Origin of the sequence: Methylobacterium gregans, from assembly GCF_022179245.1 — a bacterium.
GTDB lineage: Bacteria > Pseudomonadota > Alphaproteobacteria > Rhizobiales > Beijerinckiaceae > Methylobacterium > Methylobacterium gregans.
In genome coordinates, this window is sequence record NZ_BPQM01000003.1 from 1 (window position 1) to 20,707 (window position 20,707).

Sequence of the window (20,707 nt, forward strand, 5' to 3'; positions counted from 1 at the left end):
GAAAACCCTACTCCGCCGAAGAACTCGCCCGCGTCCTGCGCGAGGCGGCCCGGCGGGGGCAGGCCGCTATCGACCGCTAGAGACGCGCCCGATACCGCAAAGCTTCGGTTGACGGCCGTTTTCCGTCCGTGCCTATAGGCGGACATGTGCAGGCGCTTGACCGGTTCGGCGACACGCCGCGCGGTCATCGCTGTGGCCGCGCTATACGCGCTGCTGCTCCAGGCCTTCCTGGGCGCCCTCGCACCGGTCCCCGCCGGCCTCGACGGTGTCTCGGTGCTCTGCGCAGACCACCCAGAGGGTGCGCCCGCCGACAAGGCGCCCTGCCGCGCGCATGCCTGCTGCCTGCCCGCCCAGATCCCGCAGCTCGCGGTTCCCCCGCCCGTCGCCGCCGTGCCGATCCGGCCGCGCCGCGTGCTGGAGGCCGCCGTGCGCCCGCCCGCGCGTGCCGCGCTGCCGCGCGCGCCGCCCGAGATCCCCCCCGAGCCGCGGGGCCCGCCCGCCTCGTCCTGAGCCAGAGCCCGCCGCGCCCGCGCGGCACCGCCCTCCGTTCGGACGAGTCCCCCACGATGTCTCTCTCTATCTCCCGTCGCCGACGCGCGGCGGCTCTGTCGCGCGCGCTCCCCTGGCTGCTCGCGCTCTCGCCCGGTCTTGTTCTCGAAGTCCATGCCCAGGGTGGCAATGTGACCCTCGAGGAACTCTCCGTCGTCGGCGAGGTCGGGCCGGCCGCGCCGGCGCCCGCCCGTTTCGGCGTGGCGGCGCCCCAGGGTTCCGCCCCCGCGGTCATCGAGAACCCGGTCGGCCAGATCGTCACCACGATCGACCGCCGGAACACGATCGCGAACCGTCCGGCCACCGGCATCGGCTCCGTCCTGATCAACAGCCCCGGCGTCACCGTGCGCCAGGGCAATGGCGGGCGCGACGTGATCATCTCGATCCGCGGCAACAACGCCCGCTCGACCGGGGTCGTGAAGAACACCGTCGTGCTGGAGGACGGCTTCGTGCTGACCCAGCCGGACGGCGCTGCCCGGTTCGACCTCACGGACCCGCGCGCCTACAGCCGCATCGACGTATTCCGCGGGCCGCAATCGGCCCTGTTCGGCAACTACGCCACGGGCGGGGCCATCGCGTTCCGCACGCGCACCGGCCGTGAGATCGACGGCTACGAGATCGGCACCGATGCGGGCTCGTTCGGCTACCTGTCGAACGACGTCACGGTGGGCGGCGCGAGCGGCCCGGTCGAGATCAGCCTGTTCGCCAGCGACGTGCGGAGCAACGGCTATCAGGACCACGCGAGCTACGACACCCAGACGGTCAACCTCCTGGCGAGCTATACGCCGACGCCGGACAATCGCTTCACCCTCAAGGTGATCAACAACGAGCTGCACGCCGATCTCGCGGCGCGCTCCTCGCTCGACCAGTTCCGGATCAACCCCTATCAGCGCGGCTGCGCGGCGGCGGCGACCGCGGCGCCGGGCTGCACCACCTTCAACCTCTTCGCCAACGGCGCCTTCGGGCCGACCGTGCCGGTCACGGCGGCGGAAGGCGCCTTCGAGCGCAAGGACCGGCGCACGATCGTCGCGGCCCGCTGGGAGCACGATATCGACGCCGACACGACGTGGCGCACGCAACTCGGCTTCGACGAGCGCAACTTCAACCAACCCTTCTACCTGACCTCGTCGCGCGGCTCGTACCCGTCCTGGAACCTCCTCAGCGATGTCACCCGGCGGAGCGAGCTGTTCGGGCTGCCCGCGCTCGGCTACGCGGCGCTCGCCTTCAGCACGATCGACAACCGCATCACCACCTACAACCGCGCGCCCTATGGCGGCCCGCGCCTCGGGGCGCTGATCGGCGATCAGGAGGCGGTGCAGTCGAATCTCGGCGGACGCGCCCGGGTCGAGCTCGCGCTCTCGGACCGCTGGACCGGCGTGCTCGGGATCTCGGCGGAGAACACCTGGATCACCGGCCGCAACATCGCCTACAGCTACTCGGCGGCGGGCACGCGCAGCACGGTCGCGGATGCCGACCGCAGCTTCCTCAACGTCGCGCCGGAACTCGCGCTCGTCTACCGCCCGGACGACGCCTGGGCGTTTCGGGGGCGGGTCGCCACGGGCTACACCACGCCCGCCGCCAGCAACCTCTTCGTCACCGCGGCGGGCCTGCCCGGCAACAACACGCAGCTCCGGACCCAGGAGAATCTCGGCCTCGACCTCGGCCTCGACTGGACCCCCACCGAGACCCTGCGGTTCAGCCTGACTGGCTTCTACGAGTTCTTCCGCAACGAGCTCGTCTCGCAATCGCCGGGCGCGGGGCTGCTCAGCTACACGTTCAACGCGCCCGCTTCCGAGCATCGCGGCATCGAGCTCGGGGCCGACTGGGCCTTCGCGCCGGGCTGGCAGGCGACGCTCGCCTACGGGTTCAACGACCAGTACTACACCGACTACGTCGAGCAGCTCAGCGCCGGCGGCCTGACCCGGCGCTTCGACCGGGCCGGCAACCGCATCCCGGGCGTCCCGGCGAACCAGCTCCTCGCCCGCATCGGCTACGACGTGCCTGCCGGCCCGCTCGCCGGCCTCGGCGCCTTCGTCGAGACCGTGGTGCAGGACGATTTCTTCCTCGACAACGCCAACCAGCTGCGGGCGCCGGGCTACGCGATCGTCAACGCGAACCTGCACTACGCCACCGACCTCGTGGGCAGCTACGCCAAGCGGCTCAACCTCTACCTCGAGGTGCGCAACGTCTTCGATACGCGCTACGTCGGCTCGGCCCAGCCGCTCGCGAACTCCATCAGCGCGACGACGGGGCTCCAGAACGGCGCGGCCGCACTCGCGACGACCACCGGGACCATCTTTGCGGGCGCGCCGCGCAACGTGGTCGGCGGCCTGCGGCTCGCGTTCTGAGGCCGCGTCAGGTGCGGCGGTCGTGGAAGCGACGGGTCCACACGAACAGGAAGTACACTGCCAGCGCGATCGCGTTCACGGTGAGCCCCCAGCCGTAGCTCTGCACGCCGTGGGCGCCGATCGGATGACCCAGCTCGCCCAGTCCGACGAGCGCACCGACGACGCCGAGGGCGGCAAACAGAAGGGCGAAGATCAGCACGGCCACCTCCATCTCGGACGACGCGCGGGGACAACGCTGACCGAATTCAGAGGATGCATCGCCCTCGCGTGCGATCGCGCACGCGGCTCGCTACCACTCGAAGAAGGAATCGAGGCCTGGCATCATGCAGAGCATCGTTCCGACGGCCCCCAGCACGCCGGCCACCATGACAGCCACTTCCATCGCGCAAGCCTCCCGATTGCATTGCGCACGATCAACTCGGTAAGGCCCGCGCCGGTTCAAACCGCCGATTGTGGCGGTGAATCCTCACCACCGCAGGAAGCGGTCGGCGGCCGGCAGGGCCGCCAGCGTCACGAGGATGGCGCCGAGAGCCCCGGCGAGCATGATGACGAGAGACAGAGACACGGGCGCACCCCTTCCGACGATGCTCCGGCACGCATGAGAGCGCGTGACATCGGATCAATCGGCCGAGCACGCGAACGGTGCCGTGCGGCAGAATGGCTGGGTGCCGAGAGGGTGAGCGAGGGGATGGGACGGGCGGTTGGGTATTTGACAATCCGGGGCCGATCACCGACACGGCCCGCCGCGACACCGCGCCGGTCCGGGGCCGCAGACAGCCGCTCCGGATGGGACAGCGCACCTCGATGACGGACCACGCATGACCAGCCTGTCCGCAGGCCGCGCGGGGGCCGCGGAACCCGACCTGATCGACCGGCTGCCGGGGCTCGCCGCGCTGACGCATGCGCGGGCCTGCCTCGCCCTGCTCGTCCTCGCGCTGATCCTGTTCCTGCCCGGCCAGATCGGCCTGCAGCCGATGGACCGGGACGAGCCGCGCTTCGCCCAGGCCTCCAAACAGATGCTGGAGAGCGGGGATCTCGTGGATATCCGCTTCCAGTTGGAAGCGCGCCACAAGAAGCCGGTCGGCATCTACTGGCTGCAGGCCGCGAGCGTGGCGGCGGGCGAGGCGCTCGGGGTACCGCAGGCCAGGACCGAGATCGCGCTCTATCGCCTTCCCTCGCTCATCGGCGCCTGCGCGGCCGTGCTCCTCGCCTACTGGGCGGCCCTGGCCTTCCTCAACCGGCCGGACGCGCTCCTCGCCGCAGCCCTGTTCGGGGCCTGCCTGATGCTCTCGGCCGAGGCGCGGCTCGCCAAGACCGACGCGCTGCTGACCGCCTGCACGGTTGCGAGCTTCGGGGCGCTCGCCCGCGCGTGGCTCTCGCGCGGCAGCTTCGTGCCGCTGCCGCGCGGGGCGCTCCTCGCCTTCTGGGGCGGCCTGGCGCTGGGCATCCTGGTGAAGGGGCCGATGGTACCGCTCTTCGTCGGCCTGCCGGCGCTGATCCTCTCGATCCTCATCCGCGACGCCTACTGGCTGCGCCGGCTGCGCCCCGGGCTCGGCCTCGCCCTTGTGGCGCTCGCGGTCGCGCCCTGGTTTCTGGCCATCGCCTGGAAGAGCGGCGGCGCCTTCTTCGCGGAGGCAGTCGGCCAGGACATGCTCGGCAAGGTCGGCACCGCGAAGGAGAAGCACTGGGGCCCGCCCGGCGCCTACGCCCTGGCCTTCTTCGGCACCTTCTGGCCCGGTGCGGCCTTCGCGGCCCTGGCGATCCCCTTCACGTGGCGCGCGCGCGGCGAGGATGCCGTGGCGCTCCTGATCTCCGCGATCCTGCCCGCCTGGCTGATCTTCGAGAGCGTGCCCACCAAGCTGCCGCACTACGTGCTGCCGCTGATGCCGATGGTGGCGATCCTCACGGTCCTTGCCCTGCGGCGCGGCGCGCTCGATCCGGCGCGCACCGGCGCCACCCCTCTCGCCTTCCTGGTGGTGACGATCCCGCTCGGCCTCGCGGTCGGGTTGGCGATTGCCGGCTGGAAGCTCGACCGGCAGATCCCCTGGGCGGCGCTGCCCGCGCTCGCGGGCGCCGTCGGCCTCGCGCTCGCCGCCTGGTTCGCCTTCCGGGCCGCCCGGCCCGAGCGAGCCCTCGTCCTCGGTATCTTGGCGAGCCTCCTTGTCTCGCCCGCCCTGTTCGGCCTCGGCCAGCGCGAGATCCCGGCCCTGAAGGTCTCGCCGCGGCTCGCCGCCATCCGCGACGCGCTGCCCTGCGCGAACCCGCGCGTGGCGAGCCTCGGGTACCGCGAACCGAGCCTCGTCTTCCTCATCGGCACCGACCTTGCGACACCGCCGACCGGGCGAGAGGCCTCCGACTTCCTGCACGCAGGCGGCTGCCGCCTCGTCTTCGTCGAGGCGCGGCAGGCGGCCGGGTTCGCGGCCGCCGAGGCCGGAAGGCCCGCCGCCCGGCAGGTCGGCACGGTCTCAGGGTTCAACATCAACGGGGGCCGCCGGGTCGGCCTCACGGCCTACGCGGTGGTCCCGTGAGCGCGTATCGTCTCAGCGTCGTCGTCCCGGTGAAGAACGAGGCCGGCAACATCGAGAGCCTCATGGCCGAGCTGGAGCGCGCCTGCGCACCGCTCGGGGCGTTCGAGGTGATCTACGTCGACGACGGCTCGACCGACGCCACCCCGGCGGCGCTCGAAGCGGCCCGCCGCGACCGGCCGTGGCTGCGCGTGCTGCGCCATGCCCGCAGCGGCGGACAGTCGGCGGCGGTGCGCAGCGGCGTCGCGGCGGCGCGCGCCGACATCGTGGCAACCCTCGACGGGGACGGCCAGAACGATCCGGCCTTCATCCCGGCCCTCGTCGCCGCGCTGGAGGAGGCGGGCCCCCGCGCCGGTCTCGCTCAGGGCCAGCGCCAGGGCCGCAAGGATGGGGCCTTCAAGATGCTGCAATCGCGCATCGCGAACGGCGTGCGCGGGCGCATCCTGAAGGATTCGACCCGCGACACCGGCTGCGGCCTCAAGGTGTTCCGCCGCGCGGTCTACCTGCGGCTGCCCTATTTCGACGCCCTGCACCGCTTCATGCCGGCTCTCGTCGCGCGCGAGGGCTTCGCGGTCGTCCACCGCGACGTGGTGGACCGGCCGCGCTTCTCCGGGCGCTCGAATTACGGGCTGTTCGACCGGCTCTGGGTCGGGATTCTGGATCTCGCCGGGGTCTGGTGGCTGATCCGGCGCAAGCGCCCGACGCCGGAGGTGGCGGAGGTGGGACCGTGCTGATCCAGCTCGCCGAGGACCTGCCGGCGTACTTCTACGACGTCTTCGTCACCCGCTTCGATTTCTGGCTGGTCTTCGGCATCGGCGCCCAGCTCGTCTTCGGCTCGCGCTTCATCCTGCAATGGATCGCGAGCGAGCGGGCCGGGCGCAGCGTGATGCCGCTCTCGTTCTGGTTCCTGTCGATCCTGGGCGGGCTGATGACGCTGGTATACGGCTTCGTCCGGCGGGAACCTGTGATCATCATCGGCCAGGGGCTCTCGACGGTGATCTACCTGCGCAACCTCGCGCTGATCTTCCGCGAGCGGCGGAGACGGACCGCGCCATGATCTCCCGTCGGTCCTCATGAACCGTGCGCCGCTGCCCGCCTTCCACGACGACCTCGACGCCTGCTTCGCGGAAGCCTGGCGGCTTCTGGCGGACGGCGTGGAGCGCGGGCGCAGCGGCTTCCATCTGCCCGCCCTCGCGACCCTCGACCCGGCCGGTGCCCCGCGCGTGCGGACCGTGGTCCTGCGCGCCGTCGATCGAGGCGCGGGCACGCTGCGCTTTCACTGCGACCGCCGCTCCGCAAAGGCGGACGAGATCGCCCAGAACGGCGCCTGCGCGCTGATGGCCTACGACGGCGAGACGAGCGTGCAGATCCGCGCCGAGGGGCAGGGATCCCTGCACACGGGCGACGCCCTCGCCGAGGCCGCCTGGGCCGCCGCCCAGCCGATGAGTCGGGTCTGCTACGGCACCGTGCCCGGGCCCGGCATCGCGATCCCGGAGGGCGGCGCCTACGCGTTGCCGGACGCGGACGAGGCCCTGAGGCTCGGCCGCCCGCATTTCGCCGCCGTGGTGGTTCGGGTGGCGAGCCTCGACTTTCTCTATCTCGACCGCCGCGGCCATCGCCGCGCGCGCTGGGATCGGGCGGGCGCCGCGCCCTGGACGGGCCGCTGGCTCGTGCCGTGAGGCCTATCGCCCGCAATACGCCCTGCGGCGCAGAGGGGTATTCGGGCGTGAGGGCAAAAGCGGCAGTATGCGATCGTTGATCTGTCTCGCCTCCTGCCCGCTGGTGCAGGCCCTGTTCGTCTTCGGAGTTGCACAGGCAGCCGATGCGCCGCCCGTCACCACGCTCCAAACGCTCGATCACGCGAATCCCCGCTACGCGCCGCTCGACCGGATCGACGCGGGGAACGTGAAGGACCTGCGCGTTGCCTGGACGTTCTCATCCGCGGGCGCGTTGGCGGCGGTGCCGTTGAAGGCGAGGAACACCTCGAAGGGCGTTTCGAACAGCGTCCGGAACGCGTCCGCGGCGCGCGCCGTCCAGGCGTCCTCGCTGTAGGCGGGAGCGTGGCCCGCCTTGGCCGCCGCCATGGCCGCCCAGGCCTCCGGACAGATGCCCGAGTAGTTGACGCTGGCGGATTGCTGCGCGTGGCTGATCATGCTCCCGTCTATGTCACGGTTTCGGGGTTCCCGATCTGGCGGTCTCGATCCGGGGTTCTCTTGTAGCGGAACAGGTTGGAAGTCGTTCGGACTTGGTGTAGATGCACCCGCAAGGTGCGGACTACGCCCCGAATCGTGATGATCGAGACCGCGCCCCACCCGGGCAACACCCGGGCTAGGGGCGCTTGGCGGTTTCCGTCGCACGGCTCGGGCGAGGCCCGAACCAACCCGATCAGATTGCAAGTTCCAGAGGATCCAGTCCGTTGCAGGTACTCGTTCGCGACAACAACGTTGATCAGGCGCTTCGCGTCCTCAAGAAGAAGATGCAGCGCGAGGGCATCTTCCGCGAGATGAAGCAGCGCAAGGCCTACGAGAAGCCCTCCGTGCGCAAGGCGCGCGAGAAGGCAGAGGCCGTCCGCCGCGCCCGCAAGCAGGCTCGCAAGACCGCGATCCGCGAGGGCCTGATCGCCGCCCCGAAGCCGAAGCCCCGCTTCCCCGCCCGCGGCGGTCGCCCCGGCGGCTTCTCGGCGAGCCCGGCGCAGCCGCAGCAGGCCGCCGCTCCGGCGGTCGCCTCGTAAGGCCGCGCGCCCGACCGGGCGCGCCCTCGCGAACGTGCAATCAGGCCCGGCCGCTCCTGCGGCGCGGGCCTTTTTGCTGTGCGCGCTGCACTGGTTCGCAGAGGTGGCACATCGGCGCGCTGTCCGCGTGCACCGCCCACCCGGAGGACCGGCGACCGGGCGCCGCACGGTGGAACCAAGTCATCGCGCCGCCGCGAATGGTCGGCGCCAATTCTCAGGGTCTATAGCCGAGCTCTCGCCACCATCTCCTCACGCATCCGTGCGCGATCGCGCCGCGATCTCTCGCGATGTGCAGTGCAACCATTCCGGACCGCCGGGTGTTGGAGGCTCAATCCAACGCATACAGGAGATGAGGATGCGTAAGCTTGCTGCCATCTCGGCCGCAGCCCTGATCGGTCTCGGTACCCTCGCCAGCACCGGCGCCGAGGCGCGCGGACGCGGCGGCGCGGTCGCCGCGGGCGTCATCGGCGGTCTGGCCGCCGGCGCCCTGGTCGGCGCCGCGGCGTCGAACGCCTACGGCTACGGCGCGCCGGCCTACGGTTACGATTACGGGTACGGCGGCGGCTATCCGGCCTACGGCTACGGCGGCTACAGTGATGTGGGCTATGCGCCGACCTACTCGCGCCGCGTCGTGCGCAGCTACGATTACGGCTACGCCCCGGTTGGCTACGGCTATTCCGGCTATTCCTGGGGTGGCCCCGCCTACGGCTACGGCTGGTAAGTCCCGGCCCGCAGCGGGCCGGCATCCGTAAGATCAGGGAGCGGCCGGCCTCGTGGGGCCGGCCGCTTCGCGTTTCGGCTCGGCCGACCGTGCATCGCTCCCGCCGGCGCGGCCGAACTTGCCGGTTCAGGGCTCTCCGGTCGGAATGCCCCGAGGGGATAGACCCGATTTGTCGGGGAAGGCCAGGCCGCCTCCCCTGTATGGAGGAGGTACCCGGTCCGGTGGGCGGCTTAGGTTCGACCGATCTCGCGACCCCCTCCGCCGGGGGCGCCCCGGTACAGGCGGTCCCCTCCATGCAGTCTTGCGAGCCGCTTCTTGGCCAGCCCCTCGGGCACCCTCTTCGGCAATCCCCTCGCCCGAAACGCGCCTCCGCGCCGCGATCCGGCGGCAGGGCCTGAGATCGGCCATGGCCTATCTCGCCCTGATCACCGCGGCGCTTGCTCTGGGCACCGGCATCGCCCAGGCCGCCATGCGGCGCCCCCTCTCCGCCGAACGCCTGGAGATGGCGGCCGGCACGCTGCTGCTGACGGGCCTCGCCCTCCTCGGCACCGGTCTCCCGCTCTTCCGCTGAGCGGCTTTTTCCAGCATTCGGCACCCCGGGAGCATGTCGGCCATACGGCCCCAGCGACCCGGCACCCGCGACGGAACGCCTCCGCCCCCGGTGAGTTGGATGTCGCTCCGGTCTCCCCTATGACTGCTCCCGTCCTACGGAAGGATTCGGGTCACCGCCGCCCCGGCAGCGAAGCGGCGTCGAGCCGGCCTGTCAGAGCCCCTGTTGCGGCCCCACCCGAGAAGGTTTCCCCCCTTGAGCGACAGCCGGAACGAGGCGCGGATCAACCGGGAACTCGCCCGGTTCGGCAACGGACCGGACCCGTTCGCGGCAGCCGTCCGTACGACGCGCATGCCGATGCTGATCACCGATCCGCGCCAGCCCGACAACCCGATCATCTTCGTCAACCGCGCCTTCGAGAAGCTGACGGGCTACGTCCGCGCCGAGATCCTGGGCCAGAACTGCCGCTTTCTCCAGGGTTCGGAGACGGACCCCGCGAGCGTCGAGCGCATCCGTGAGGCGGTGGAGCGCCGGGTGCCGATCGAGATCGAGCTCCTGAACCACCGCAAGGACGGCTCGGTCTTCTGGAACCGGCTCCTCGTCTCGCCGGTCTTCGACGAGGATGGCGAGCTGACCTACTTCTTCGCCTCGCAGTTCGACGTGACCCTTGAGCGCGAACGGCTGGTGCGCCTGCAACGCGATCGCGACGCGCTGGAGGCGGAGGTCAGCCAGCGTGTGCTCGATCTCAGCCGGAGCGAGGAGCGCCTGCGCTTCACTCTGCAGGCGGGCCGGCTCGGCTCCTGGACCCTCGATCTCGCCGCTCGCCGCCTCATGGCTTCGGACGAGTGCCGCCGGATCTTCGGCGCCAATCCCGGCGAGCCCTTCGGCTACGACCGCCTCGTGGCGATCGTGCATCCGGACGACCGCGCCCGGATGCAGGCCGAGATGGAGCGCTGCGTCGCTGAGCGGTCGGACTACGACATCGAGTACCGCATCGTCACGGAGCAGGGCGAGACGCGTTGGCTGCTGGTGCGCGGCCAGCCGACCTATCAGGTGGACGGGACGCCGCTCTATATGGCGGGCGTGATCCTCGACTTCACCGACCGCAAGCGCGCGGAGGAGCACCGCGACCTGCTGGCGCGCGAGCTGAGCCACCGGGTCAAGAACACACTGGCCACCGTGCAGTCGATCGCCCGCCAGACGCTGCGCAGCGCTCCCACGGTGGCCGAGGCCGGCACGGTGCTTGAGGCGCGTATCCAGTCCCTGGCCGCCGCCAACGACGTGCTGACCCGCGAGGGCGGCGACTGGGCGACGCTCAGCGAGGTGGTGACCGCGGCGCTCAAGCCCTTCGGCGTCGAGCAGGCGAGCCGCTTCAAGACCGGCGGTCCGAAGATTCAGCTCGCGCCGCGGGTCGCCCTGGCCTTCTCGCTCGCCCTGCACGAGCTCTCGACCAACTCGGTCAAGTACGGCGCGCTCTCGGCGGACCGGGGACGCGTGATTGTAAGCTGGGACATCGTGCGCGGCTCGCAGCCGCCCCATCTCTGGTTCCAGTGGGAGGAGGTCGGCGGACCGGATGTGTCGGAACCGGTGCGGAAGGGTTTCGGCAGCCGGATGATCGAGTGGGCGCTGGCCAAGGAGATCAGCGGCACCGCCGAGATCGCCTACCGACCGCGCGGCCTCCTCTTCGTGGCCGAGGCGCCCCTACCGGCCATCGTGCAGGACTGAAGGCCCGGCCTCGATCCGCTTGACCGTGTGAAGGGGTGTCCAGCGTGGGGAGCGGGCATCCGCTCACCGACCGGGAGCCGACGGCCCGCGAGCCCATTCGGGCCGTCCAGCGACGCTTGCCGGCCTCCTCGATGCCGGCGTCGGCTGAGACCGCTCGGGGTCTCGGCTGAGGCCTGCCGACGAGGGTTAACAGATCCCTCCCCGATCCCGGCCCCAAGAGAAACAAGTTGTAAGATCCCTACACCACACGCACAGGCTGCGCCCGGCGCAAGTCGATTTTGCGCACCTCGATTGCGCATTTGATAAAATTCAAGGCAATCCATTAGGGGCCCGTGATAGCGGCGAGCCTCATCTCTGCTTCATCAGAAGGGGCAGACGATGCAAATTTCGCAGTACTCAACCTCGCAGCTCAAGTCTCTGTTCGCAGATTACAAGGACGTTACGTCCATCCAAGCAGCAGACACTCTCAAGCAGACAGCGGCCGCCGCCGCGAAAGCACGCGCGAACCTGCGTGCGCTCAGCACGGACAACGGCCCGGCTGCGTCCGATGCTTCAGTCGACCTGCCGGGTGCTTCAGCGGACAAGGCTTCGCAAGCCGCACAGAAGAAGGCGAAGAAGGCAGGGCCCGCGGCCTCGGCAGTTGCTGCCACGCCCTCTGGCCCGTCGAAGAACGCATCGAGCGTCGCCGTTGCGGCAACGCTCAAGGCCGCCGAGAAGGCGGAGCTTCGTGCCTCGCCGGCCAGCAAGGCTGAGCAAGCCGAGGTCACCCTCGAAGCGGGGTCGCAATCCGTGGGTGCGGCCGCGAAAGGGGCTGCTGCGGGCGCGGACCTCGGCGTGGGCGTCACGGCCGGCGGAGCGGCGGCGAAGGCGGGCGGCAGGAACGGCTCGGCCGAGAAGGCAGCTGCTCAGGCTGCGGGATCGTCCGATGTGAATGCGGCCCGCGGCTCCGCAACGGTGGCGACCGCGGTCGGCATTGCGCCGCCCTCCCCTGGTGCGGCCGCTGCGGTCACGGTGACGGCTTCCGTGACTGCCGCGGCTCTTCCCGTGGCGGCTTCCGCAAACCTTGCGGTGTCAGTACCTCCGGTAGGCCAGAGCAACACGCCGGCAGCGACCGGCGGCAACGCGCCCAGTGCCCAAGCGTCTGCAACACAATCCGGCTCTGCAAGCTCGTCGACGGCTTCGACGGCGAGCAGAGGCGGGGCCACGGCCGCACAGAACCTGAACAGCCTGCTTACGTCTATTCTGAGCAGCAGGACGCAGGCCAATCCGTCCGCGTCGTCGAGCGGCTCTTCGGGAAACAGGTCGAACAGTGCGATATCTGCCGGATTGACCGACTTGGTGAACCAGTTCCTCGGCTCCAATACCGCGCTCCGGGCCAGCACCGCTACGAAGATCAGCTCGGCGGCGGAGAGCGTCACGCGGCGTTACCTGTCCTTCTAAGTTCGCCTCGTCGTTGCCCGAACAACGAGGGCGAGACCAGGCCGAAGACCGGCGCGGGGAGATCGTTCGCCGTCACGGGGCGGCGCGCCGTCCTCTGCCCGCTCGGAAGGAGGCCAAGGGTTGCCGCGCGCCTTCGCCAGCGCGCGGCGCGCCCGTCTCGCAGGGCGGCCGGAGAGAGCGTGGTCAGGCCGCCTGCCCGGCTCCCGCCTCCTGCGCCGCGAGCAGGACATCGATCTCGGCCATCGTGCGGGGCGGGCTGAACAGGAAGCCCTGCATCTCCTGCGCCCCCTCCGCCCTCACCGCTTCGAGCTGCGCCTCCGTCTCGACCCCCTCGACCAGGGTGGTGATGCCGAGACTGGCACCCAGGCCCACGACGGCCCGGATGATGGCGCTCGACTCCGCGCTCGCGCCGAGGTCGCGCACGAAGGAGCGGTCGATCTTGATCTTATCGAAGGGGAAGCGGCGCAGGTAGCTGATGCTGGAATAGCCCGTGCCGAAATCGTCCATCGAGATCCGCACCCCCAGGCGGCGCAGGGTGTGCAGGGTCTCGAGATTGACCTCCGTATCCTCCAGCAGCACCGACTCGGTGATCTCCAGCTCGAGGCGCGCGGCCGCGAGGCCGCTCGCCGCGAGAGCCGCGAGGACGGAGGCCGCGAAGCCGCGGTAGCGCAGTTGCAGAGCCGAGACGTTGACCGCGATGCTCACCCAGGCGGGCCAGCGCGCGGCGGCCTCGCAGGCCTGCCGCAGCACCCACTCGCCGAGCGGGACGATGAGGCCGGTCTCCTCCGCGATCGGGATGAACATCCCCGGGCTGATCAGGCCCCGCTCGGGATGCCGCCAGCGCACCAGCGCCTCGAGGCCCTTGATGCGCCGGGTGCCGAGATCCACGAGCGGCTGGTAGTGGAGTTCGAGCGCGCCGCCCGTCAGCGCGTCGCGCAGTTCATGTTCCAGGGCGCGGCGCGCGCGGGCATGCTCGTCCATCTGCGGCTCGAAGACGCAATGCGTCCCGCGCCCCGCCCCCTTGGCCTCGTAGAGGGCCATGTCGGCACTCTGCAGGAGCCAGTCGATCTCCGCCCCCGCCTCGTCAGACAGGCTGATGCCGGCGCTCATGCCGATCTCCACAGTCCGTCCGTCGAGGCGGTAGGGCCGGCTGACGACCCCGATCAGGCGCTGGGCGAGCGCGGCCGCCCCATCCGGGTCCTGGGTGAGGTGCAGCACCGCGAACTCGTCGCCGCCCAGCCGTGCGACGATATCGTCCCGGCGCAGATGCCCGCGCAGGCGCCCGGTCACCGCCTGCAGCAGCTTGTCCCCGGTGGCGTGGCCGAAACTGTCGTTCACGACCTTGAAGCGGTCGAGATCGAGACAGAGCACGGCGACGCGCGCCCCGGGGATGGCGCGCGCCCGCCCGATCAGGGCGCTGCCGAGCTCGCGCAGCGCGGTGCGGTTGGGCAGGTCGGTCAGCGCGTCGTGCCGGGCCATGTGCACGATGCGCTCCTCGTTGCGTCGGCGCTCGGTCACGTCCTCGAAGGTCGCGACCCAGCCGCCGCCCGGCATGGGCCGGTGCGTCGCCGCGATGATCCGGCCGTCCGCGAGCTCGCGCAGCACTGCGCCGGCCCGTTCGTGGACGAGCGAGGTCCGGGTGCCCTCGCAGAGGAAGTCCACGGTCGCGCCCGGCTTGTAGCAGCCGCGCCCGACCAGGATCTCGACGATCGCCCGCTGGCTCATGCCGATGCGCAGATCCTCGGGATCGAGGCCGAAGATCTCGATGTAGCGCCGGTTCCAGACCATCAGCCGGGCCTTGGCGTCGAACATGCACAGGCCCTGGCTCATGTTCTCCAGGGCCGCGTCGAAGCGGCGGTTCTGCTCGACCAGCCGGACATGCGCCTCGGAGCGCTCGAACCCGTTGCGGTGCCGGTCGCTGACGTCGCTGCCGACGCCGCGATAGCCCAGGAACCGGCCCGACCGATCGTGCCGCGGCCGGCCGCTGAGCGCGAACCAGCGCGGTTCGCCGTCCGGGTGCGGATAGGCGTAGGGCAGGTCGCGGAACGGCCGGCGCGCCTCCATCGCGGCGCGGCACGGACAGTCAGCCTCCGCCCCGATCGGCATCGGGTAGGGCTGCCCGATGAGATCCGCGGCCGGCCATCCGGCATGCCGCTCGGCCCCGGCCGACAGGTAGGTCAGCGTGCCCTGCGGGTCGGTCTCCCACAGCCAATCGGACGCGATCAGGGCAGCTCTCTCGACGGCGGCGGCAGGCATCAGCGACGACTTCGGCAGAGATGACATCTATGGAACAACAGTATGCTTCGAGTCCTAATGAAAGTTTTCTGCCTTAATTTAGGGCATATCGCATCCGAATTGTTCACCCGTCGCTCGATAGCCGGGCTCAAACGACGCCAGTCTGCGGCGACCCTTCGGATTAGCCCGGAGAGGAAGGCCACCTACCCATTCGAAGGCGTTACGCCCCGTGCTGCGGCGCGACATGCTCGCGCCCGGCGCGGCCGGTGCTGCGCGCGGCGGACGGAGTGTTCACCATGCAGGTGGCGATCATCGGTGTCGGCTATGTCGGCCTCGTCTCGGGGGCGTGCTTCGCCGATCTCGGCCACACGGTGCGCTGCGTCGACCGGGACGCGAACCGCATCGCCGCGCTCCGGGCCGGCCGGATGCCGATCTACGAGCCGCATCTCGACGCGCTGGTGGCCCGCACCGTCGCGGCCGGGCGGCTCTCCTTCGGCACCGACCTCGCCGAGGCGGTGCGTGAGGCCGAGGTGATCTTCATCGCGGTCGGCACCCCGGCCCGGCGCGGCGACGGGCACGCCGACCTCGCCCATGTCTACGCCTGCGCCCGCGAGATCGCGGGGGCGCTCTCGGGCTACGCGGTGATCGTGACCAAGTCGACCGTGCCGGTGGGCACCGGCGACCGGGTCGAGCACATCCTGCGCAGCCTGCGTCCGCACGGGTCCTTCGCGGTGGTCTCGAACCCGGAATTCCTGCGCGAGGGCGCGGCCATCGCCGACTTCAAGGTGCCCGATCGCATTGTCATCGGCACGGAGGACGAGCGGGCGCGGACCGTGATGCACGCCCTCTACCGGCCGCTGGAGGCGGGCACGCGGATCCTGTTCACGGGGCGCCGCTCGGCGGAGCTGGTGAAGTACGCTGCCAACGCCTTCCTGGCGCTCAAGATCGGCTTCATCAACGAGATGGCCGACCTCTGCGAGCAGGCGGATGCCAGCATCCACGACGTCGCCCACGGCATCGGGCTCGACCAGCGCATCGGCGCGCGCTTCCTGCAGGCCGGGCCGGGCTTCGGCGGCTCCTGCTTTCCGAAGGACATCCAGGCGCTGATCAAGTCGGCCCAGGACCTCGGCGCGCCGACGCGCATCGTCGAGACGGTGGCGGCGGCCAACGAGCAGCGCAAGCGCCGCATGGCGCGCCGGCTGATTCAGGCCTGCGGCGGCTCGGTGCGCGGCCTCACCGTCGGGGTGCTCGGCCTCACCTTCAAGCCGAACACCGACGACATGCGCGAATCGCCTGCGCTCAGCATTATCACGGCGCTGCTCGACGAGGGTGCCGAGGTCAGGGCCTACGATCCCGAGGGGATGGACCAAGCCCGCGCCCTGATGCCGGAGATCACCTACGTTCCCGACGCCTACGCGGTCGCCGAGGGCGCGGACGCGCTGGCGCTGATCACCGAGTGGGACGCCTTCCGCGACCTCGACCTGCCGCGCCTGCGGCGGCGGATGTCCGGCGACGTGCTTGTCGATTACCGCAACCTGATCGCGCCGGCGGCGGCGGCGGAGGCCGGGTTCCACCATATGGGCGTCGGCTGCCGCCCTGCCCCGCCGGCCGTCCGGGCACGGGTGGCGCGGGTCCGGGGCAGCCGCCGCGGCGCGCGCATCGGCGCGCTCGCGGCAGCACCCGCCTGAGGAGCCCGCTCAGGCGTCCCAGCGCGGCGGCCGCTTCTGGAGGAAGGCATCGATCCCCTCGGTGGCCTCCACCATCAGCATGTTGCGGGTCATCACGGCGGAGGCGTCGGCATAGGCCTCCTCGAGGCCGAGCCCGCCCTGCCGCGCGAAGGCCGCCTTGCCGATCGCGAGAACGCGCGGCGCCTTCGCGGCGATGCGGGCCGCCATCGCGTGCACGCTCCGTGCGAGGTCTGGTGCTGGAACCACCCGGTTGACGAGGCCGATGCGCAGCGCCTCGGCCGCGTCGATCGGCTCGCCAAGGAGCAGCATCTCCATCGCGGCCTTGCGCGGGACCGCCCGCGACAGAGCGACCATCGGAGTCGAGCAGAACAGGCCGATCTGCACGCCGGGCGTGGCAAAGCGGGCTTCCTCCGCGCAGACGGCGAGGTCGCAGGTGGCCACGAGCTGGCAGCCCGCCGCGGTGGCGATGCCGTGCACCTCCGCGATCACCGGCTGCGGCAGGCGGGTGATCGCCAGCATCAGGGCCGAGCAGGCGGCGAACACCGCCTCGACCGCCTCGGTCGAGGAAGCGGCCCGCATCTCCTTGAGGTCGTGGCCGGCGCAGAAGGCGGGCCCGGCCCCGCGCAGCACCACGACGCGCACCGCGCGGTCGTCGCGGATCGCGTCGAGCGCGCGGTGGAGCGCCGCCATCAGCCCGAGCGAGAGAGCGTTGCGCGCGGGGCCGCGGTTGAGCGTGAGCGTGGCGATCCCGTCCGCGTCCTCGCGCAGCACCAGGGCGTCGCAGGTGGACATGGCGGCGGCTGACATCGGCAGGGAACCTCGCTGAGACCGGCGCGGGGGGCCACGCTGGATGGTCCAGTCTAGCAGAGCTTCCGTTCTGGGGTCCAAGCGCGATCGGCTCGAGCGTGCGAAGGCTGATCGGGACGGAGAGCCGTCATGGGTTGCGGGTCGAAAGCAGCCCTTCGGTGTTGCGCCAAAGCAGCCGGCTACGTCCTGACGCCAAGGTTCCAACAGCAATCGCCCGACCACAATATTGCCTTCGGACAAGCCGTCGGCGGCTCCCACCTCAAGATCGGCAGAAGATAAACAGCCCAACCTCGATGGCGTCCGTAGATTTCTTCGAGCAAATGCACTTCGTCGGCCCGGTTATCATGACCGCTGCCGCTAGAAATCACGCCTCATCAGCTCGACCCGTTCGATCGCGCGAGACAAAAGGCCAAGCTTAACTCGGGCCTTGACTTACATTTGTTAAGCGGGCTTTAAATAGAGACCCTAGATTTCTCGAAGGCTCTCTATGCCGCTGCACCTTCCCAACGTCCGCGGAGCGCGTCGTCTGGCTGATGCATTGAATGCGACGGAACAGGCTTTGGGAAGGGATCCGGTGCGACGGGTGACCATGAGTGCCGGGCACCATATGCTCGTCGATCGCCGGTCAGCGACCGAGCGCGGGGCGTTCTATCTTCGATCCTACGACCAGCAGACGATCGAACTTCTGAGCGGCCTCGTTGATCCCGGGACGTCTGTGCTCGATATCGGAGCCAATATAGGGTTCTTCACGGTCCCGCTGGGCATTTTTGTTCAGGGCCAAGCCGGCTCCGGGCGCGTTTATGCTTTCGAGCCCGTCCCGAGCAACCGCGAGCGTCTTCAGGAAAATGTCAATCTGAACAAGCTCGGCGGCTCCGTACAGGTCGTCTCGTCGGCCCTCTCCTCTCAGGCCGGAACCGTGGAGATCACTCTGCGCGAGGATTTTCAGAACGGCTCGCGCACCGGCAACGCCGCAATCGTCATCAATGCCGAGGACGCTCAGTTCGAGACAACCGCGATCACGACCGTCAGGCTCGATGATTATGCAGCGAGCGAGATATCCGGGCCGATCAGCGTCATGAAGATCGACACCGAAGGCCATGAGGACGAGGTCATCGCCGGAGGACGCGAGACGATCGCTCGAAATCGTCCGGCGATCTTGATGGAAGTCGCGCCGAGTTATTACGAGCGCAAGGGGGTGGATCTTTACGAGCGCGTGCGCGCCCTCTTGCCGTCCGACTACCGGTTCCTGGCCATCGAACTGGGTCGGCAGAGTGTCCTGCGACCGCTCGGAACGCGCTTGAATTTCGCGGAGATCAAAGACCGCTCGGATTTCATGCGTCCTCAGGATGTTCTTCTGATCCCGCCCGAGCGCCGGATCTGATCGCCTCGACAGCTGCGACCAGAGCCAGCCCGCAGGGCCGACCCGCTACACGGACCGGGTCGATGTGGCCGGATGCTTTGGCCCGCCGCCCTGATTCTGAAGCCCCCGGGCTTGTGAGCTTGCGCGACACATGACCCGGTGCCCTCTGCCATTTCCGAGCCAATGCGAATGAGGGCTCGTCCGATGCGTCTTAATGGCGTGGCATACGCAACGCGGACGTCGCCTTCCCGTCGAGCCAGCACGCTGACACTCCACCGGGCGGCGATCGAACCGACGGCCCTGCAACAGACCCTCCGACCGCGGGCAGCCCCTCGGGCATCGTCAGGCGGATCGGGTCTCGACCTAGCACAGGGCGGGCGAACCCGTCCCCGGCACCACGGTGTCGCCCCGCAGGAGCGCACCGCAGACCTCGGCGAGATCCCGGAACGCGGCCGGGCAGACCTCACCCGCCCGGCGCAGGCCGAGGCTCGCGCCCTGGGCCCAGGCCAGGATCTGGCGGTGGCTCGCCGTGGCGAGGGTCGGCGTTCCGCCCCGGTTACCCTGGCAGGCGACGAGAGCGGGGTCGTCCGGGCGGGCCCGGTCCGGTCCGGCGAGCGGGCCGGCCTCGTACTCGGCGGCCTCCAAGTCGATCCGCGCGAAGTCGGCACCCGGCCCGTGCCAGCGCACCGCCGGCATGTCGGAGATCAGCCCGGCCAAGCCGCCGATCACCTCGGCGCGATCCGCCTCGGCGACGATCAGGCGCGCGCCGGCCTCCGCCAGGGCCCGGGCGAGGCGCGCCCCAGCGAGGCAGGGATCGACCAGAGCGACGCGGGCGCCGGCACGCGCGAAGCCGAGCCAGAGGGCGTGCCGGTCGGCGCACGCCCCCATCAGCAGCGCGACGGTGTCGCCGCGCCCGAACCCCTCCGCCTCGGCGTAGCGGGCGTAGCGGGCGAGGGCGGCGCCGAGATCGGCATAGCTCGCGCCGCCCTCTCCCCCCGCGAAGGCCGGGACCGGACCGTGGATCGCGGCGGCCTCGGCCACGAGATCCGGGAGGGTGCCGTGCGACCGGACCGCGGAGAACCCCTGCGGCCCGGGCCCGACGGCCGGCCTCGGGGTTTCGGAGCGGCGGTGAGCGGCGTGCAGCATGCGGTTCCAGCCCGATGAAGTGCGTCGTCTAAGGACGATGGGCCAAGACCTGCGGCCCAGGTCTTAAGATTTCCCTCCGGGATCGCCGCGAATGCTCTTTTCGGATCGGGGCAGCGGGTGGAGGGGCCGGGCGCACCGAAGTCCGATGGATAACGGAACGGTGCGCGCACGGGACATCTCGCCCCGTGCGGCCTGCCGATCTATCCCGGTCGTCGTCAAGCGGATCAGCAGAATCCGTGACGCCGAGAATATCAGAGGAGGACATCCGAGAATGCGCAATCCCACATCGCTCGTCCCGGCGGCGGCGCTCGCCGCGGCCCTGCTCGCCGCCGCACCGGCCTCGGCGCAGATCCGCAACGCGCCCGCGCCGCGCGCGCTCGAATTCAGCGCCTACATCTTCGCCGCCTCGAACGTCTGCGGCTATCGCATCGGAAGCGAGGCGTTCGAGGCCATTCTCGCCAAGCAGAACGTCCGGGCCGAGGACGTCGCCCCGCGCGGCCCCTTCGGCAACCGCGTCCAGACGATGTTCGCGCTGATGTCGAACCAGATGGCGCTGAACCGCGAGCAGGCCTGCATCGCGGTGGCGGGCGAGTACGGTCCCGAGGGCAGCGTCGCCAAGAACGTGCTGTTGCCGGCCGAGGCCCCCGCACAGAGCCCTGCGCCATCGGCACAGCCGCCCGCGGAAGCGCCGGCTCCGAAACCGGCGCAGTAGCGGGCATTTCGGGGGCAACGGAGGGCCGTTCGGAGTATCGACCTGCGCCGCCCGCCCTCACCGCTTGGCCGCACCGCCGGGCTCGTCTATCCCGGGGGCGGCCCCTCCGCCGCATCCAGGACCGCATCCAGGAAGACCCGCGATGTTTCCGACGCCGCTTGCCGCGCTGG

At 70.4% G+C, this 20,707-nt stretch carries 20 protein-coding genes; 13 read left to right on the top strand and 7 right to left on the bottom strand.

Annotated elements, in window-relative coordinates:
- Positions 1–188: hypothetical protein (locus tag MFF54_RS00900; RefSeq protein ID WP_238300592.1), on the bottom strand; the 188-nt coding region annotated here is incomplete at its 3' end.
- A 4-nt stretch (positions 189–192) separates the two neighbouring features.
- Here MFF54_RS00900 and MFF54_RS00905 point away from each other — a divergent pair.
- Positions 193–510: a hypothetical protein gene (locus MFF54_RS00905; protein WP_306423939.1), complete on the top strand. Its 318-nt coding sequence runs from the start codon at positions 193–195 to the stop codon at positions 508–510.
- A 56-nt stretch (positions 511–566) separates the two neighbouring features.
- Positions 567–2,897, top strand: a complete 2,331-nt coding sequence (locus MFF54_RS00910) for a TonB-dependent receptor family protein (protein WP_238300574.1) — start codon at positions 567–569, stop codon at positions 2,895–2,897.
- A gap of 7 nt (positions 2,898–2,904) precedes the next feature.
- Here the strand turns inward: MFF54_RS00910 and MFF54_RS00915 are convergent, their stop codons facing one another.
- On the bottom strand, positions 2,905–3,102 hold the full coding sequence (locus MFF54_RS00915; RefSeq protein ID WP_238300575.1) for a hypothetical protein: 198 nt from the start codon (positions 3,100–3,102) through the stop codon (positions 2,905–2,907).
- 613 nt (positions 3,103–3,715) lie between these two features.
- Between MFF54_RS00915 and MFF54_RS00920 the strand changes: the two genes are divergently transcribed.
- The 4 genes from MFF54_RS00920 to MFF54_RS00935 are packed head-to-tail and all read left to right on the top strand — an operon-like array spanning position 3,716 to position 7,101.
- The gene (locus tag MFF54_RS00920) at positions 3,716–5,425 is read left to right on the top strand and encodes an ArnT family glycosyltransferase (protein ID WP_238300576.1); all 1,710 of its coding nucleotides are present in this window, start codon (positions 3,716–3,718) and stop codon (positions 5,423–5,425) included.
- Positions 5,422–6,156 carry a glycosyltransferase family 2 protein gene (locus MFF54_RS00925; RefSeq protein WP_238300577.1) on the top strand — a complete coding sequence of 245 codons (735 nt, stop codon included), beginning with the start codon at positions 5,422–5,424 and terminating at the stop codon, positions 6,154–6,156. Before MFF54_RS00920 ends, MFF54_RS00925 begins: the two co-directional genes overlap by 4 nt.
- Positions 6,150–6,479 carry a lipid-A-disaccharide synthase N-terminal domain-containing protein gene (locus MFF54_RS00930; protein WP_238300578.1) on the top strand — a complete coding sequence of 110 codons (330 nt, stop codon included), beginning with the start codon at positions 6,150–6,152 and terminating at the stop codon, positions 6,477–6,479. The genes MFF54_RS00925 and MFF54_RS00930 overlap by 7 nt, the downstream gene beginning before the upstream one ends.
- A gap of 16 nt (positions 6,480–6,495) precedes the next feature.
- Positions 6,496–7,101 carry a pyridoxamine 5'-phosphate oxidase family protein gene (locus MFF54_RS00935; RefSeq protein WP_238300579.1) on the top strand — a complete coding sequence of 202 codons (606 nt, stop codon included), beginning with the start codon at positions 6,496–6,498 and terminating at the stop codon, positions 7,099–7,101.
- 192 nt (positions 7,102–7,293) lie between these two features.
- Here MFF54_RS00935 and MFF54_RS00945 read toward each other — a convergent pair whose 3' ends face one another.
- The gene (locus MFF54_RS00945; protein ID WP_283206234.1) at positions 7,294–7,575 is read right to left on the bottom strand and encodes a beta-eliminating lyase-related protein; all 282 of its coding nucleotides are present in this window, start codon (positions 7,573–7,575) and stop codon (positions 7,294–7,296) included.
- Positions 7,576–7,838: 263 nt separating this feature from the next.
- On the opposite strand from MFF54_RS00945, the gene rpsU reads away from it, so the two are divergent.
- From rpsU to MFF54_RS00965, 4 genes are all read left to right on the top strand, one after another.
- Positions 7,839–8,153: a 30S ribosomal protein S21 gene (gene rpsU / locus MFF54_RS00950; RefSeq protein WP_238300580.1), complete on the top strand. Its 315-nt coding sequence runs from the start codon at positions 7,839–7,841 to the stop codon at positions 8,151–8,153.
- A gap of 355 nt (positions 8,154–8,508) precedes the next feature.
- Positions 8,509–8,874, top strand: a complete 366-nt coding sequence (locus MFF54_RS00955) for a hypothetical protein (RefSeq protein ID WP_238300581.1) — start codon at positions 8,509–8,511, stop codon at positions 8,872–8,874.
- A gap of 406 nt (positions 8,875–9,280) precedes the next feature.
- Positions 9,281–9,445, top strand: a complete 165-nt coding sequence (locus MFF54_RS00960) for a hypothetical protein (RefSeq protein ID WP_238300582.1) — start codon at positions 9,281–9,283, stop codon at positions 9,443–9,445.
- A 234-nt stretch (positions 9,446–9,679) separates the two neighbouring features.
- Complete coding sequence (locus tag MFF54_RS00965) at positions 9,680–11,149, top strand: PAS domain S-box protein (protein WP_238300583.1); 1,470 nt, start codon at positions 9,680–9,682, stop codon at positions 11,147–11,149.
- 905 nt (positions 11,150–12,054) lie between these two features.
- Here MFF54_RS00965 and MFF54_RS00970 read toward each other — a convergent pair.
- Together MFF54_RS00970 and MFF54_RS00975 are read right to left on the bottom strand one after the other, a co-directional pair.
- Positions 12,055–12,567, bottom strand: a complete 513-nt coding sequence (locus MFF54_RS00970; RefSeq protein ID WP_238300584.1) for a hypothetical protein — start codon at positions 12,565–12,567, stop codon at positions 12,055–12,057.
- A 205-nt stretch (positions 12,568–12,772) separates the two neighbouring features.
- Positions 12,773–14,845, bottom strand: a complete 2,073-nt coding sequence (locus MFF54_RS00975; RefSeq protein ID WP_238300585.1) for a putative bifunctional diguanylate cyclase/phosphodiesterase — start codon at positions 14,843–14,845, stop codon at positions 12,773–12,775.
- A gap of 275 nt (positions 14,846–15,120) precedes the next feature.
- Between MFF54_RS00975 and MFF54_RS00980 the strand changes: the two genes are divergently transcribed.
- On the top strand, positions 15,121–16,512 hold the full coding sequence (locus MFF54_RS00980) for a UDP-glucose dehydrogenase family protein (RefSeq protein ID WP_238300586.1): 1,392 nt from the start codon (positions 15,121–15,123) through the stop codon (positions 16,510–16,512).
- Between the two features lie 9 nt (positions 16,513–16,521).
- Here the strand turns inward: MFF54_RS00980 and MFF54_RS00985 are convergent, their stop codons facing one another.
- On the bottom strand, positions 16,522–17,304 hold the full coding sequence (locus tag MFF54_RS00985; protein ID WP_238300587.1) for an enoyl-CoA hydratase: 783 nt from the start codon (positions 17,302–17,304) through the stop codon (positions 16,522–16,524).
- 502 nt (positions 17,305–17,806) lie between these two features.
- Between MFF54_RS00985 and MFF54_RS00990 the strand changes: the two genes are divergently transcribed.
- A complete protein-coding gene (locus MFF54_RS00990) occupies positions 17,807–18,700 on the top strand; it encodes an FkbM family methyltransferase (RefSeq protein WP_238300588.1) in 894 nt (297 codons plus the stop codon).
- 342 nt (positions 18,701–19,042) lie between these two features.
- Here MFF54_RS00990 and MFF54_RS00995 read toward each other — a convergent pair whose 3' ends face one another.
- Positions 19,043–19,825 carry an AMP-binding protein gene (locus MFF54_RS00995; RefSeq protein ID WP_238300589.1) on the bottom strand — a complete coding sequence of 261 codons (783 nt, stop codon included), beginning with the start codon at positions 19,823–19,825 and terminating at the stop codon, positions 19,043–19,045.
- A gap of 271 nt (positions 19,826–20,096) precedes the next feature.
- Here MFF54_RS00995 and MFF54_RS01000 point away from each other — a divergent pair, with 271 nt between their 5' ends.
- On the top strand, positions 20,097–20,537 hold the full coding sequence (locus MFF54_RS01000; RefSeq protein WP_238300590.1) for a hypothetical protein: 441 nt from the start codon (positions 20,097–20,099) through the stop codon (positions 20,535–20,537).
- The last annotated feature ends 170 nt before the right edge of the window (positions 20,538–20,707 follow it).

Excerpts from the sequence above, each read along its gene's own strand:
- MFF54_RS00945 (WP_283206234.1), bottom strand. The coding sequence starts at position 7,575 with ATGATCAGCCACGCGCAGCAATCCGCCAGCGTCAACTACTCGGGCATC.
- MFF54_RS00990 (WP_238300588.1), top strand. The coding sequence starts at position 17,807 with ATGCCGCTGCACCTTCCCAACGTCCGCGGAGCGCGTCGTCTGGCTGAT.
- MFF54_RS00980 (WP_238300586.1), top strand. The coding sequence starts at position 15,121 with ATGCAGGTGGCGATCATCGGTGTCGGCTATGTCGGCCTCGTCTCGGGG.
- MFF54_RS00920 (WP_238300576.1), top strand. The coding sequence starts at position 3,716 with ATGACCAGCCTGTCCGCAGGCCGCGCGGGGGCCGCGGAACCCGACCTG.
- MFF54_RS01000 (WP_238300590.1), top strand. The coding sequence starts at position 20,097 with ATGCGCAATCCCACATCGCTCGTCCCGGCGGCGGCGCTCGCCGCGGCC.
- MFF54_RS00975 (WP_238300585.1), bottom strand. The coding sequence starts at position 14,845 with ATGCCTGCCGCCGCCGTCGAGAGAGCTGCCCTGATCGCGTCCGATTGG.
- MFF54_RS00955 (WP_238300581.1), top strand. The coding sequence starts at position 8,509 with ATGCGTAAGCTTGCTGCCATCTCGGCCGCAGCCCTGATCGGTCTCGGT.
- MFF54_RS00995 (WP_238300589.1), bottom strand. The coding sequence starts at position 19,825 with ATGCTGCACGCCGCTCACCGCCGCTCCGAAACCCCGAGGCCGGCCGTC.
- MFF54_RS00960 (WP_238300582.1), top strand. The coding sequence starts at position 9,281 with ATGGCCTATCTCGCCCTGATCACCGCGGCGCTTGCTCTGGGCACCGGC.
- MFF54_RS00910 (WP_238300574.1), top strand. The coding sequence starts at position 567 with ATGTCTCTCTCTATCTCCCGTCGCCGACGCGCGGCGGCTCTGTCGCGC.
- MFF54_RS00935 (WP_238300579.1), top strand. The coding sequence starts at position 6,496 with ATGAACCGTGCGCCGCTGCCCGCCTTCCACGACGACCTCGACGCCTGC.
- MFF54_RS00985 (WP_238300587.1), bottom strand. The coding sequence starts at position 17,304 with ATGTCCACCTGCGACGCCCTGGTGCTGCGCGAGGACGCGGACGGGATC.